This is a genomic window from Microcoleus sp. B3-D2 (assembly GCF_036705345.1).
Lineage (GTDB): Bacteria > Cyanobacteriota > Cyanobacteriia > Cyanobacteriales > Microcoleaceae > Microcoleus.
Genome location: NZ_JAUBUG010000080.1, coordinates 16,752 through 30,790 on the forward strand (window position 1 = coordinate 16,752; position 14,039 = coordinate 30,790).

Below are 14,039 nucleotides of genomic sequence, written 5' to 3' on the forward strand. Positions count from 1 at the left end.
CCCACTCTCCCCCTTCCCCACTCCCACTACCCCACTCCCTCACTCCCTCACTCTCGTTAGAATAAGATAAGTTTCCTTGCTACCGATCGCCCCTCAAACAAAACACCATGACTCAACAACAACCCCGGATTTGCATTCTCGGCGGAGGCTTCGGCGGACTCTACACAGCCCTGCGCTTGAGTCAGTTACCCTTCTCCAAAACCGAAAAACCCGAAATTGTCCTAGTTGACCGCCGCGATCGATTTTTGTTCGTTCCCCTGCTGTACGAACTCCTCACCGACGAACTCCAAACCTGGGAAATTGCCCCACCGTTTGCCGAACTCTTGCAAAAAACAGGTGTGCGCTTTTGTCAGGGTACTGTCTCCGGCATCGATGTGGAGGAAAAGCGAGTGCAGTTGCACGACGGGCCAGAAATTCCGTGCGATCGCCTGGTTTTAGCTTTAGGCGGCGAAACGCCCCTAGATATGGTCAAGGGTGCGGTTGAATATGCTTACTCGTTTCGCACTCTCGACGACGCCTACCGCTTAGAAGAAAGACTGCGGTTTTTAGAAGCCAGCAACAACGACAAAATTCGGGTGGCGATCGTCGGCGCCGGTTATTCAGGAGTAGAATTAGCTTGTAAATTAGCAGATCGGCTCGGAGAAAAAGGTCGCGTGCGGTTAGTCGAGCAAAGCGACATGATTCTGCGGACATCACCGGAGTTTAACCGCGAAGCCGCCAGCGAAGCTTTAGAAAAACGGAAAGTGTGGATCGACTTAGAAACAGAAGTAGAGGCGATCGAAGCCGACACAATATCCTTACTTTACAAAGGACAATTAGATGTTCTCCCCGTAGACATAGTGCTGTGGACAGTAGGAACTCAAGTTAGTCAAGCAGTGCGATCGCTACCCCTCAAACAAAACCGCCGCGGTCAATTAATAGTCAATTCGCAAATGCAAATTATCGACCATCCAGATATATTTGCCTTGGGAGACTTAGCTGAATGTCACGATGCAACTAATCAAAAAGTCCCCGGAACAGCCCAAACAGCCTTCCAGCAAGCTGACTACACCGCATGGAACATTTGGGCCTCCCTCACCGGCCGCCCATTACTTCCTTTCCGCTATCAGCCGCTAGGAGAAATGATGACATTAGGAATTGACAACGCCACCCTGGCCGGTTTAGGAATTAAACTCGACGGACAACTAGCCCACATTGCTCGCCGCCTCGCCTATCTCTATCGGATGCCAACATTCGATCATCAGCTAAAAGTTGGTTTCAATTGGATTAGCAAGCCGATTCAGGAGTTGCTTAAAAGTTAGTTAATTGTTGACTGTTAACTGTTGACTGTTAACCGTTGACGGTTGATTGTTGATTGTTGATTGTAGGACTTATGATGGCGGTTCGGAAACCGGGTTTTTCACGAAAATACTTCACTACTACCCGCATATTTGGTAAAAATCTGGTTTTTTCTGTCGGAGTGTAGATTCAGAGAATATTAGGCACGATAAAAAATGCAAACTTCCACATTACAACAGCCCAAAACTGAACTTCCACCGTTGATAGAGCGGGAAATTCTGTTTGGAAATCCCGAAAAAACTAGCCCCCAACTTTCACCAGACGGCAAGTATCTCGCCTACATTGCACCAGATAAAAACAACGTTTTGCAAGTGCAATTGCGTACCGTCGGTCAAGCAGACGATCGCCAACTGACAGCAGATAAAAAACGGGGCATCCGTATGTTTTACTGGACTTACAGCGGCGAAGAGCTAATTTATCTCCAAGATGCTGAGGGTGACGAAAACTGGCATTTATATTTAGTCAATATCCAGTCAAATCTGGTTCGCGACTTGACACCATTTCAAGGCGTTCAAGCTCATACGATCGCCTTTGACCGCAAATTTCCCAATGAAATATTAGTGGGAATGAACATCCGCGATCGCAGCAAACACGACGTTTACCGCATCAACCTCAAAAATGGTGCCGTTGAATTTGAGACCGACAACCCAGGTAACATCGTCCGTTGGATTGCTGACGCCCAATTCCAAGTGCGGGCGGCCACAGCCACAACTGCCGATGGCGGCTCAGAATTGGTGTTTCGGGAAACTGCCGACAAGTCTTGGGAAAGCCTGCGAAGGTGGGGGCCCGATGAGGAAGGTGGTGCCCTCATGTTCTCAGAAAACGGCAAAATTCTTTACATCATCGGCAATCATGATGCTAACGCCGAACGTTTGATCGCATTAGACTTAGAAACCAAACAAGAAACCGATCTCGCCTCTGACCCAGAATACGATGTCGGCAACATTGTCGGACACCCCACCAAGCGAGAGATTCAGGCGGTTTCCTTCTACAAGGACAAGCAAGAGTGGCAGATTTTAGACCAAAGTATAGCAGATGATTTTGAGGATCTCGGCAAATTCCGCCCCGGCGAATTCTCCATCACCAGCCGCAACCTCGCCGATACCACTTGGCTAGTCGCTTACATGACAGACGACGGGCCAGTTTACTACTATGCGTTCGATCGCGCCTCCAAAACCTTCACCTTTCTGTTCAGCAACAAACCCAAACTCGAAGGGCTACCGCTATCATCAATGGAACCCATTTCTTACACCGCAAGAGATGGTTTAACCATTCACGGCTACCTGACAAAACCGGTTGGTGTCGCCACACCCGTACCGACAGTCTTGCTTGTTCACGGCGGCCCCTGGGCACGCGATACCTGGGGTTACAATCCACAAGCCCAATGGCTGGCAAACCGAGGTTACGCCGTTTTGCAAATCAATTTTCGCGGTTCCACCGGCTACGGCAAAGCCTTTCTCAATGCCGGCAATCGCGAATGGGCCGCTAAGATGCACGACGACTTGCTAGATGGGGTTAATTGGCTGGTAGAAACAGGAATTTCCCAACAGGATAAAATTGCGATTATGGGCGGTTCCTACGGCGGTTATGCTGCCTTAGTCGGATTGACTTTTAGTCCCGATGTTTTTGCCTGCGCTGTCGATATTGTCGGGCCAAGCAATTTGATTACACTGCTGCAAAGTATTCCCCCTTACTGGGAACCGATCAAAGCAAGTATGTATCACCGCGTCGGCAATTTGGAAACAGAACCAGAGTTTCTCAAATCGATCTCGCCTTTATTTTTTGTCGATCGCATTCAGAAACCTTTGCTAATCGCCCAAGGTGCCAACGACCCGCGAGTAAAAGAAGCAGAAAGCGAGCAAATTGTCAATGCCATGAAGCAAGCCGGCAAACCTGTAGAATACGTGCTTTATACAGACGAAGGACACGGATTTGCGCGACCGGAAAATCGCCTGCACTTTTATGCGATCGCCGAAGAATTCCTAGCCAAATATTTAGGAGGCAGATTTGAACCTGCGGGCAACATTGCCAATCATTCTGGTGTGGTGAATCCGCAAACAACTAATTAGAAGGAAGAAGGAAAAAGGAAGAAGAAAGAAGGAATTATTCAAATCTCTTTTCTATTCTCTTCTCTTCTTTTCCTCTGTGTTCTCTGTGTCCTCTGTGGTTAAATCATTCCGATGCAACCGGATGTGCGATAAGTCCTCTTTCCTCTTCTCTTTTTCTTCTCAAATGACCAAAATTATTTTTCTCGATGCCGCAGGCACGCTATTTGACGTGCGCGGCAGCGTCGGCGAAGTCTACGGAAAATTTGCCGGCAGTTGGGGAGTAACTGTTTCTAACGAAGAGTTAAATGCAGCATTTTTCCAAAGTTTTGCCGACTCAAATCCGATGGCATTTCCCGGAAGAGAATTAGCCAAAATTCCCCAGCTAGAATTTGAATGGTGGCAAGCAGTTTGCGCGAACGCTTTTCAAAGAGCAGGCGTTTTCAATCAATTCTCAGACTTTCCCAAATTCTTTGTCGAACTCTACGCTCATTTTGCCACCGCCGAACCTTGGTTCGTCTATCCCGACGTATTGCCAGCATTAAATAAGTGGCAGCAACAAGGAATTGAATTAGCAGTAGTATCGAATTTCGATTCCCGAATTTATCCAGTATTAAAAGCACTAAATTTAGCTGGTTATTTCACATCAGTGACAATTTCTACCGAGGTTGGTGCAGCAAAACCAGACTCTAAAATTTTTACTGTGGCTTTGCAAAAGCACAACTGCACTGCCGAGAAGGTGTTGCATATCGGTGACAGCTTCAAAGCAGATTATTGTGGTGCTAAAAATGCGGGATTAAACGCAATTTGGTTAAATCGCCAACAGGAAAAACTAGATTTAGGCAAATTGCCTTTTTTAATCGAGTCTCAAAAAGTTGAGGAATTTGCCAGTCTGGATTTTATATAAGTCAGAATTTACTCACTCCCACAAATAAATCGGCTATTTTACCTAATCTGCGGGTTGCAACGAAGTATTTTTGGAAAAGAAAAAACGGTTTTTGGGTATCTATACTAAGTTCTATAAATATGATTTTTATGAGGTCAAGGTTATGATTTTTATGAATTGACTTTGAGAGCTATTTATTGAATAATATGGATAATTCAACCACAGAGAGCGCAGAGGGCGCAGAGGAAGAGAAGAGAGGGGTGATTTATATATCTAATTTTTACGGGAAAGAACTTTATGGAAACTCGGCTCACTCAAACTCAGTTAGCACAGGTAGTCGCTGAAATCGACAAGTTATCGCAGCAGCGCGAGTTAGAACTGGCCCCAGATCAGGTAAGAGAAATTTTACGAGAGTTGAATCTTCCTGATGAGCTTTTAGAAGATGCGATCGCCCAAATGCGCCGCCGCGAAGCCCTAGAACAACAGCAGCGACGCAACCGTTGGATCGCGATCGCCTCGACAGTTGTTGTCATCTCTGCGATCGTTATAGGCGTGCTGTTCGGGCAAAATCAGCAACAAAAAACTGCTCAAGTTGTCGGAGGAGAAGACAGGATTGCGCTATCGAAAAAAGGTGGTGACAGCTTTACTCAAGTCAACCGTCTAATCAACCCCCGCATCTACTACCAGGTGACGTTGAAAAATGCTCCGATCGGCAATCAGTTGTCTCTGCAATGCGATTGGATTAACCCCAGCGGTGACGTTGTTCATCAGGGCAGGTATCAAACTCGCACGATCGATACTGCGGTTTGGAATACGCACTGCTTTTACGATCTCGGATCTGCTGCCGCCCCAGGCAAATGGGAAGTTCGGATGTCCCTGGATGGGCGCGTCATCAGCAGTGAACCTTTCACTGTGAAATAAATAGACTTATCCAAAAAAGCCTGTTTTGAACAGGCAAGATGCCTGTTCCACAATGATTATTGGAGATATCTAAATAGACTAATTCAAAAAAGCCTGTTTTGAACAGGCAAGATGCCTGTTCCACAATAATTATTGGAGACATCTAATGGGTGCGATCGACCAACCTTCACATTTTATCGGCTACTGGGGACTCGACGATCGCACAAAAACGCTCAGCCGTTTAGCCCCAGACTACTTCATCCGACAGGGCAAATTATCAGAATGGGCGATCGCCTCTGCATCTGTACTCGCGGCTGACACAGTGACGCTGAATGCTTGCGGGCGATTTGGGCCAACCGATTTACCGGGAGATGCTTGGGCGGCGGTAGAAGCGAAACAGCTACGGCTGGGGCGCGATCCGTTTGGGCGAGTGCCGCTTTACTGGATGCAGTTGGGAGAAACGATTTGGTTTTCGACGCAAATGCAATTGCTGCTACCGCTGATTGCTTCCCCTCAAATTAACCCGATCGCCCTACACAGTTATGCTTGCTTTTCCTACGTGCCCGCGCCGTTAACGCCGATCGAGCAAATTGCATCCGTAGCAGCCGGAAGCGAGATGATTTGGGAAATCGCCGATGTTAACGATCCGCCGAAAGTACGCGCGGCGAAGCTATCCCGTAGGGAATCGCTGCCATCGGCTTGGCAAGAAGCGCCCCAATTACTGCGCCGTGAGGATGAGGCGATCGCACAATTGCAAGGGCTGTTGCAACAGGCGATCGATCGACAAGTGGCCGATTTGCCGATCGACGAACCCGTGGGCGTTTTACTCTCCGGTGGCATCGATTCTTCCCTGGTGACGGCGCTGCTAGTGAAAGCAGGCTTGCAGGTGCGCGCCTATGCCCTCGATTTTGGTGTGGAAGCCTATTCCGAACTGCCCTACGCCCAACAGGTGGCGGACTTTTTCCAGATTCCGCTGATCCGAGTGGCGGCGACGGGCGATGCAGTGTTGCGCGCGATCGGGCAAACCGCCAAAGCCCTCGATTTACCCTATGGAGATGGCACCACGGCTGCACTGTTTTTGCTCAAACAGGCGGCGGCGCAAGACGTGCGAGTTGTATTCAATGGCGAGAATGGCGATCAGCTATTTGCTGGATGGACGAACAAGCCTTTGATTGCACACGGAGTTTACAGTGCAGAACATCCCGCGGGAGGAGAAACTTTTGAACAGCAGTATTTGCGGACATTTCAGCGCTTTTATGGTTATGAAAAACAGATTTTTTCGCCAGAAATGCTCGATCGCATCCAGTCTCACGATTTGAGCGTTTACCTGCAAGACGCGATCGATCCCGAAACCTGTCCTTCCCTGCTAGCGAGGCTACGGCGCGCTTCGCTGATGCTCAAAGGTGCCCAAAATATTCAGCCGAGGGCAACGGCATTGGCGTTTGCTTGCGGTTTGTGGGTGCGATCGCCCTTCTGCGACCCCGACCTCACAGCATGGACGTTTCAACTCCCTGGCGAGCTTCTACTGCAAGGTGCGTGCGAAAAATACATCCTCAAAAAAGCGTCCGAACGCTGGCTGCCGCCGGAAATTGTCTGGCGGGAAAAGCGCGGGATGGGTGTGCCGTTGAAGGTTTGGTATTACCGGGAGTTTTGGGCTGCGATCGGCGATCGGCTGAATCCGAATCTGTTGCGATCGCAAAATTGCTGGCAGCCCCATTTAGCCGACGCGATGTTATCGGGACAACTCGGAGTTGCTATGCGCGATCGCTATATTGGCAACAATCTCTGGTTGCTGCTGATGTGGCAGGCATGGCGAACCGAGGTTTTAGGCGAAATTCCGCTTAAGCTATCGCTGGATCATGTGTTTTGGTTGCCACCGGCGATCGGACAACGCATTTGGAAATATCGAAGGAGGTTGACTGTTGACTGTTGATTGTTGACTGTTGACTGTTGACTGTTGACTGTTGACTGTTGACTGTTGACTGTTGACTGTTGACTCGATTTTACAATCTTTCTTCTTCCATCTTCCATCTTTCATCTTCCATTTTTCATCTTCCATTTTTCATCTTCCTTCTTCCATCTTCCATCTTCCATCTTCCTTCTTCCTTCTTCCTTCTTCCATCTTCCTTCTTCCTTCTTCCTTCTTCTATATGACTGAATCTTTGCTACAGAATGAAACCAAAATACATTCGCCGCCGTTCTCGGAAGCAATGGCCCAGCGACTTTTGTCAACTTATGGTTCGCCCTTATATGTGTATCAGGCCGATCGCCTCCATCAAACCCTTGAGCATATTACGCGATCGATCGACTATCCGCACGTTCAGTTTCATTTTGCTAGCGTCACCAACGGCAATATTGCTCTGTTGCAATTGATTCAGCAGGCTGGTTGGGGGCTACACGCGAATACACCAGGGGATGTGTTTTTGGGACTGAAAGCGGGTTTTACGAGCGATCGCATTGTCTACACCGGCAGTAACCTCAACAGGGCGGATATTCAGCAATTGATCGAGTGGAAGATCGATCGATTCAATTTCGATAGTCTGTCGCAACTCCAGGATTTTTGCGAATATTCCGGGAGTCAACCGCGATCGATCGGTGCCGAAATCGGACTGCGCCTCAACTCACCGGAATTGACGGGAGACAGTCGGATTGGAGTGCGTCCCGCCGAATTCGAGAAAGCCAACGAAATCGCGCAGCAGCAGGGGTTGAGGATTACCGGATTGCATTTTTATCGGGGGACAGGAACGAACGCCACGAGTGCTTTTACGCAGGCGATCGATCGGCTAATTGCGATCGCCCAACTGTTGCCCGATTGGAAAACCCTCGATTTTGGCGGTGGTTTTGGCTATCCCTATCGAGGCGGTGCAGTGTTTGACTGGCGGGAGTTTGGTGCGGCGATTACTGAACGATTGAGTGCGCTATCTCGCCCGATCGAGTTGGTGATTGAACCGGGGCGATCGGCAATCGCAGGTTGTGGCGTTTTGCTTGCGAAAGTTGTGTCGGTGAAGTGGTTGGGCTATCGGCAAATTGTCGGTGTGGATACGACTGTATCAAATCTATCGGTGCCTGCGGTGCACGGGGGCTACCGGGCGATCGCAACTTGGGAAACCGACGACGTATCGCGACATGAAACGGATATTTGCGGCAACACGACTTATTCGCGGGATTATTTGGGGCGCAACTGTTGGCTACCGAAACTCAAAATTGGAGATGCGATCGCCATTTTGGATAGCGGGGCTTACGGCTATGCGATGTCGTCGCATTTTCTGCACCGCCCCCGGCCTGCTGAGGTGTTGATTGATGGCAAGGGCGATCGATTAATTCGACAGCGAGAAGACTATTCCATTTTGTTAAACGGACAAATCTTTTAAGAGGGCATTGGGCATTGGGCATTGGGCATTGGGCATTGGGAATAGTTTCTTCCTTTTTCCTTCTACTTATTATCTGTCTTCTCTTCCTCTGCGGCCTCTGCGGTAAAACCATTCCAAAACAACCGTCAACGATATAAATCCATTAAATCAATCAGGAGTAACCGAAATGGGAATGAAATGCGTCCAGTGTAATACCGATAACAATTTGCGCGATCGTACCAGGTACTCAGGTCGATGTAAACGGTGCAACCATTTGTTTGTCTTTGAACCCACTAGCGTCACCGATAAACATTTTGGATTCACTGATACCTTTTTCAAGAAGGCGATCGAAGATATTTCCAGCCAAAATATGTTATTCTTCACGCCCCAACAGTTCTTGTATCTTATTAATAAACGGCTTACACCTCGCAGCTTGCCAAACGGACTCTTGATAATTCTTTACTTTGTTCTTGGCTTATTTGTATTAATTTTCGGTGGTGTATTCATTGTGATTTTTAGCAATTTTCCTTCAGGTATTTTTAATTCAACTTTTTTTAAAGTCGCATTTCTTATTTTATTCGCTGTTTACAATATTTCTTGGATTGGAAAACTTTTTCAAGATAGCGAATCTCCTGAGCAAGGGATTATCGGTAGAAGAATTAGTGCTAAAAACCTGCAAATCTTAGGGATAACTATTTTAGTAACAGGCATTCCAATAATCCTGCTCTCTAATTCTTTTCCCGGATATATGACAGTCGGTTTGCTAGGGCTATCTTCCTACTGGCTCGGTATTTCACAAAAACGCCGCCAACACGAAATCGGTGAAATATTTCTCGTCAATGCAACCCAGAGTGATGAGTGGCTACAACGCTGGCAAAGAGTGAACGGTACACTAGAAAAACTGCTGCCTGCACCTCGCCAAGAAGCTTTACGCGCCAGCATCGATCCCGAAGTTAGCGCCTACAGCTTCGATCGCGCAATTATCTGTGACAGTGACGAAATAGCTCAATTTCTAATTGCCAACAACGTCCATTTTGAAAACAACTGCGCCATTCTAAGCATCAGCGGCTATCCCCAAAGCATCTTCAACACCGTGATTGAAATGCTGCGCCGTAATGCCGATTTAAAAGTGTATGCACTCCACAATGCGAGTCCTGGTGGCGTTGGTTTGGTAAATCAACTGCGGACTAATCCAGAGTGGTTTGCGAATCAAGCGGTGACCATTTTTGATTTGGGAATTTCTCCCCGTCAAATCTTGGCAACCCGCGATATGTTTGTGCAGCAATCTCAAGTAATGGCACAAAGATCCCGTCAATTACCAGATACTGTAAGGCAAAGTTTAACAGCAGAAGAACTAGCGTGGCTGGATGGAGGTAATTTTGTGGAATTAGAATCGTTTACGCCGCAGCGGTTGTTGCGCGTGGTGAATTATGGACTTGCTCAGAGTGGCGATCCGCAGACCAATGACGGTTTAATATTAGTGGATAATGCTGTCGGGTATGGTGGTGGCTATGTGTTTGTCTCCGATAGTTTTGGTTAGGGCGTGTTTTCAAACTTTATATTAGACTTATTAATAATAAGCTGAAAAAGTCTTGAAACTTAGTCTGAATAAGATTTTTAGCGCTCTTTAGCTGAAATCATAAAAAGCTTATCTCTGTAAGGGCTTTAGCGATTTTAAAATGAGGAGCAAAAAAGCTGAGATTAACTCGGTGAGTAAAGGTTTCAGATTTTTTAATTTCCCCCCACGGGGGGAAGTTGAGTTTAAATTGTGTGAAATTTGCCTTCAACTTTCTCTCGTCTGGTTTTGTTTGTGTAGGCGGGGTTTCTAACCGCCCGGACTTCTCACCGCCTGGACTTATTTAAGTCGTATACTCCGCATTAATCTTCACGTAGTCGTAACTCAAATCGCATCCCCAAGCTTTCGCAAAACCGCTGCCATTCCCCACACTAACCTGAATTACCACCGTATCAGCCTTCAAATATTCTCCCTCCGCAGCCGCTTTCATATAATTACTCGCAGCAGCGCGATCGAACTCTTTAGGTTGTCCGTTTTCCATCATCAAAAAATCCCCCAATTGAATCCGCAAATTCTCTTGGTCGAAGGGTACACCAGCGCGCCCCGCGGCCGCCGCAATTCTGCCCCAATTCGGATCGCGTCCGAAAATAGCAGCTTTCACCAAAGAAGAACCGACAATTGTTTTGGCAATTTTACTCGCAGAAACTTCATCCAGTGCGCCGCTAACTTGCACTTCCACCAAACAAGTTGCACCTTCGCCGTCACGCGCGATCGCCTTTGCTAAATGTACGCAAACTTCTGTCAGCATCGCCTCTAGTTTTTCAGCATCTGCCCCCATTTCCGTAATTGCCGGTGTGCGGGATTGACCGTTTGCCAAAGCAATTAGCGAATCGTTTGTACTGGTATCGCCGTCAACAGTAATTTGATTGAAACTTCTGTTAGCCGCCCGACTCAGCATTTCTTGCCACAAATGCGATGACACTGCTGCATCGCAAGTTACAAATGCCAGCATTGTTGCCATATTCGGGTGAATCATTCCCGAACCTTTGCAAATGCCGCCGATGCGGACGGGTCGATCGCCAAACCTGGTTTCCAGGGCGATCGTTTTCGGCACTAAATCAGTCGTACAAATAGCCTTAGCCGCCGCATCGGAACCAGTTTCCGATGCCTCAGCAACTAATCGGGGAATTCCCGCCCTCAGCGGCTCCATTTTTATCCGCTGTCCGATGACGCCAGTGGAGGCCAAAAGAATAGATTCTGGAGGAATATTCAGCGCTTTTCCCAACAAATTGGCACTTTCGAGCGCATCTGCCCAACCTTGCTCGCCAGTAGCCGCATTAGCTTGTCCCGCATTGCACAAAATTGCTTTCGCGCTGGGTTTAGCTTGCAAAAGCTGGCGGCAGTAGTCCACGCAAGCAGCCCGGACAGTCGATGTGGTGAAGACTCCGGCGGCGATCGCGTCTACCTCTGACAAAATTAAACTTAAATCTGGCAAGCCTGAAGGCTTCAAGCCCGCTGTAATTCCCGAGGCTCGATACCCTCTGGGTGCTGTAACTCCGCCGTCAATTTCTTTCCAGTCCGACATGATGACCTCCCTAGTAGCCTTCAATCTGCTGAAAGGGGATTATACCATTTTAGATTTTAGATTTTAGATTTTAGATTTTAGACTTCGGCGTGAGCGCTCAGTCGAACCATTTTAGATTTTAGATTTTAGATTCCCCATTCTTTTGAACCCAATTTCCCATTCCCCATTTTCAATTCCCAATTCCCATAAAACTAATCGCGGCTTCCAATCTAGAGTTAGAACTCAAGAAGAAGTCGCGACGGTTTTGTAATTGACATTATTAATTTTTAGCTGGCAAACAACAAACTCGATTCAACTATCTCGCCGTTGAAAAAAGGAGTTATTTGCGATCGATATTCGCTGGAGAACCAGCATCTAAACCCACTTCAGCAGCCACACGGCTCAGCATGGATTCCTGACGGTTTTTGACGACGTGTTGATGGCGCATCATCAGGGTGCGGGCTTGTTCTTGAGTTGACATAACTGATTTCTCCAAATTATAGGTAATAACTTCGTAGACAATTGTCGAAATTGAGCTTGCCCTAGCTCATAGTGGCGTTGCTGCGATCGTAACTGGCTTGAAAGCTGGGCTGCGGTTTGCCTTGAATGTGACCCCAGTAGTGCGTATCTTCCATCCCGACTTCGGTAGCGGTGCGGTTGAGCATGGACTGCTGGCGGTTCTTCACCAGTTGGTGGTGGCGCATCATCAGAGAGCGAGCTTGATTTTCGGTAGACATAGGGAGTTCCTCGGTATTCTTTAGATTAATGTTGGGCTGGTTTTTTCTTCTCTTCTATCACTATAACAGACAATTCTGTATCTAAAGCTACCAAATCCAAATTGTCACAAAACTTTACAATAGGGCTATGGGGCGAGAATCTCGATCGAGGTTGCAGGGAGTGCGATCGGGCTTGGGCTAGTTGATTCAGCCCCAACCTCAAGCAGCAGTTGGCAAAATTTGACAATATTCCTCTTCTAAGAGCCACATTTTAGCGGCTACCTAATTGCTAGTCGCCAAAATAACTTTATAGTTTGGTTCAGAGTTATAGATGCAGAATTTTGCCTCTCAAGAAAGTCGAATTTGCCTTAGTTAACAGTAAATTTAATAGGTAGCTAAGTAGGTAGGCGCTGTCAAACACAATTATGTTAAGGATTGTAAAGTATCATTATCCCTAACCGTGGCTAAGGTAGCCCTGTTTACATATTGTTACATAGCTCGGTTTAATCCCGCTTACCTACTTAAATCATTATTATTGAGTTGTGTAATTAATTTTGTTTAGGTACTTAATACAACTATTAACAATTAATTATTACAGACACAACTTATTTTAATGAAGGGTTTATTGGGGTAAATCAGGAAATTGAGGTGGGAACTTACCCTGCCACCAAAAATGGGGTTTTTCTCCATGGGGAAAAGCTCCAACTCTCATCTGAGATGTGTTAGAATTAGCAGTTAATGGGGTTGGGTTACTGACCGGAGATTTTAAGTAAAAATTCCCTTCTTCAGGATTAACAAATTGAGGTTCTTCTCTGACAGCAGCAGTTCCATTCGTTCCATAGATATTCGCATAGTTATCAGGAAGCCATCCAGCATAAATCGGACGGGTGGTGTTATTTTCTCCAAAGATTAAGTTCTGGCTAATCTCAATATCTTTTTGAATAAAAATCTTTTCGATGTCAGAGTTAGCCGCCAAATAGCGATCGCTATAACCGATTTGAAATCCCCTATTCTTGCTAAAAATATTATTTTTGATTTCAACATTTTGAAGATTATTAGAAAATAAATATAACCCTCCAGTAATCCAAAAAAAGCTATCTCTTGGGTTCTGTTTACCATAACCATTATGATGAACCGTATTATTATAAATTTTAATATTCTGCCGTAACCCATCATTTCCCCATCGGGCAAAGAGAATTCCGGTTCCCGAGTTATCATAAATTAAGTTATGGTGAAATCGAATATTTTTTGCTTCTGCTCCTCCTTCTACTGCTAAAGCAAATCCTGCTCCATTACAATCATGAACAACATTATTAAAGACCTCAACATCTTCTAAGACTCCAAACCAACTATCAACATATAATCCTTGTCGTGCCATGTGGTGAATATAGTTATGATGGACGGTTCCATATTTACTCTTTTCTTTAACATCAATCCCTTCTTTTTTGCCATCCTTAACTAAGTTATAAGCAACTTCAAAATTTTCAACCCCACCGATTGAAATTGCTTCATGGGGAGCTTCTGGGAAATCATGTAAAAAGTCAGCCATCTTCAGGTCGTTTGCATTAATAACCGTATTTCCCATTACTTTATAGTGATCGCCCCACCAAACACCAATACCTGGGGAAAACGTATTTTCTGTTTTATTATTAGACCTCTTGCAAAAAAGATATATGTTATAATCAGAAGTTTTAAATTTAGCCCCCTAGAGCTAACTCATAATT

General features: G+C 46.4%; 11 protein-coding genes. 7 read left to right on the forward strand and 4 right to left on the reverse strand.

Translation table 11 applies throughout. From position 1 onward, the window contains the following. Positions 1-107: 107 nt before the first annotated feature. From QUB14_RS23965 to QUB14_RS23995, 7 genes are all read left to right on the forward strand, one after another. Complete coding sequence (locus QUB14_RS23965; RefSeq protein ID WP_333219927.1) at positions 108-1,301, forward strand: NAD(P)/FAD-dependent oxidoreductase; 1,194 nt, start codon at positions 108-110, stop codon at positions 1,299-1,301. Between the two features lie 192 nt (positions 1,302-1,493). Then, a complete protein-coding gene (locus QUB14_RS23970) occupies positions 1,494-3,407 on the forward strand; it encodes a S9 family peptidase (RefSeq protein WP_333219925.1) in 1,914 nt (637 codons plus the stop codon). 163 nt (positions 3,408-3,570) lie between these two features. Then, entirely contained in the window at positions 3,571-4,290 is a 720-nt protein-coding gene (locus tag QUB14_RS23975; RefSeq protein ID WP_333219923.1) for an HAD-IA family hydrolase, read from the forward strand. A gap of 276 nt (positions 4,291-4,566) precedes the next feature. Further along, complete coding sequence (locus tag QUB14_RS23980) at positions 4,567-5,190, forward strand: DUF3859 domain-containing protein (RefSeq protein WP_333219922.1); 624 nt, start codon at positions 4,567-4,569, stop codon at positions 5,188-5,190. A gap of 145 nt (positions 5,191-5,335) precedes the next feature. Then, positions 5,336-7,102, forward strand: coding sequence for an asparagine synthetase B family protein (locus QUB14_RS23985; protein WP_333219920.1), 1,767 nt, complete (start codon positions 5,336-5,338; stop codon positions 7,100-7,102). Positions 7,103-7,319: 217 nt separating this feature from the next. After that, complete coding sequence (locus QUB14_RS23990; protein WP_333219918.1) at positions 7,320-8,540, forward strand: decarboxylase; 1,221 nt, start codon at positions 7,320-7,322, stop codon at positions 8,538-8,540. Between the two features lie 253 nt (positions 8,541-8,793). After that, positions 8,794-10,059, forward strand: coding sequence for a hypothetical protein (locus tag QUB14_RS23995; protein ID WP_333219916.1), 1,266 nt, complete (start codon positions 8,794-8,796; stop codon positions 10,057-10,059). A gap of 319 nt (positions 10,060-10,378) precedes the next feature. Here QUB14_RS23995 and argJ read toward each other — a convergent pair whose 3' ends face one another. The 4 genes from argJ to QUB14_RS24015 all read right to left on the reverse strand — a co-directional run bounded on the left by argJ (position 10,379) and on the right by QUB14_RS24015 (position 13,990). Then, positions 10,379-11,620 carry a bifunctional ornithine acetyltransferase/N-acetylglutamate synthase gene (gene argJ, locus QUB14_RS24000; RefSeq protein WP_333219914.1) on the reverse strand — a complete coding sequence of 414 codons (1,242 nt, stop codon included), beginning with the start codon at positions 11,618-11,620 and terminating at the stop codon, positions 10,379-10,381. A gap of 319 nt (positions 11,621-11,939) precedes the next feature. Then, positions 11,940-12,080, reverse strand: a complete 141-nt coding sequence (locus QUB14_RS24005) for a hypothetical protein (protein ID WP_190737482.1) — start codon at positions 12,078-12,080, stop codon at positions 11,940-11,942. Positions 12,081-12,141: 61 nt separating this feature from the next. Continuing rightward, entirely contained in the window at positions 12,142-12,336 is a 195-nt protein-coding gene (locus QUB14_RS24010) for a hypothetical protein (RefSeq protein WP_006631905.1), read from the reverse strand. Between the two features lie 601 nt (positions 12,337-12,937). Then, positions 12,938-13,990 (reverse strand): right-handed parallel beta-helix repeat-containing protein, encoded by a 1,053-nt coding sequence (locus QUB14_RS24015; protein WP_333297346.1) that lies wholly within the window; start codon positions 13,988-13,990, stop codon positions 12,938-12,940. Positions 13,991-14,039 lie beyond the last annotated feature (49 nt).

Coding starts and splice junctions, on each gene's coding strand:
- QUB14_RS23970 (WP_333219925.1), top strand. CDS start 1,494: ATGCAAACTTCCACATTACAACAGCCCAAAACTGAACTTCCACCGTTG.
- QUB14_RS23985 (WP_333219920.1), top strand. CDS start 5,336: ATGGGTGCGATCGACCAACCTTCACATTTTATCGGCTACTGGGGACTC.
- QUB14_RS23990 (WP_333219918.1), top strand. CDS start 7,320: ATGACTGAATCTTTGCTACAGAATGAAACCAAAATACATTCGCCGCCG.
- QUB14_RS23975 (WP_333219923.1), top strand. CDS start 3,571: ATGACCAAAATTATTTTTCTCGATGCCGCAGGCACGCTATTTGACGTG.
- argJ (WP_333219914.1), bottom strand. CDS start 11,620: ATGTCGGACTGGAAAGAAATTGACGGCGGAGTTACAGCACCCAGAGGG.
- QUB14_RS24010 (WP_006631905.1), bottom strand. CDS start 12,336: ATGTCTACCGAAAATCAAGCTCGCTCTCTGATGATGCGCCACCACCAA.
- QUB14_RS23965 (WP_333219927.1), top strand. CDS start 108: ATGACTCAACAACAACCCCGGATTTGCATTCTCGGCGGAGGCTTCGGC.
- QUB14_RS24005 (WP_190737482.1), bottom strand. CDS start 12,080: ATGTCAACTCAAGAACAAGCCCGCACCCTGATGATGCGCCATCAACAC.
- QUB14_RS23980 (WP_333219922.1), top strand. CDS start 4,567: ATGGAAACTCGGCTCACTCAAACTCAGTTAGCACAGGTAGTCGCTGAA.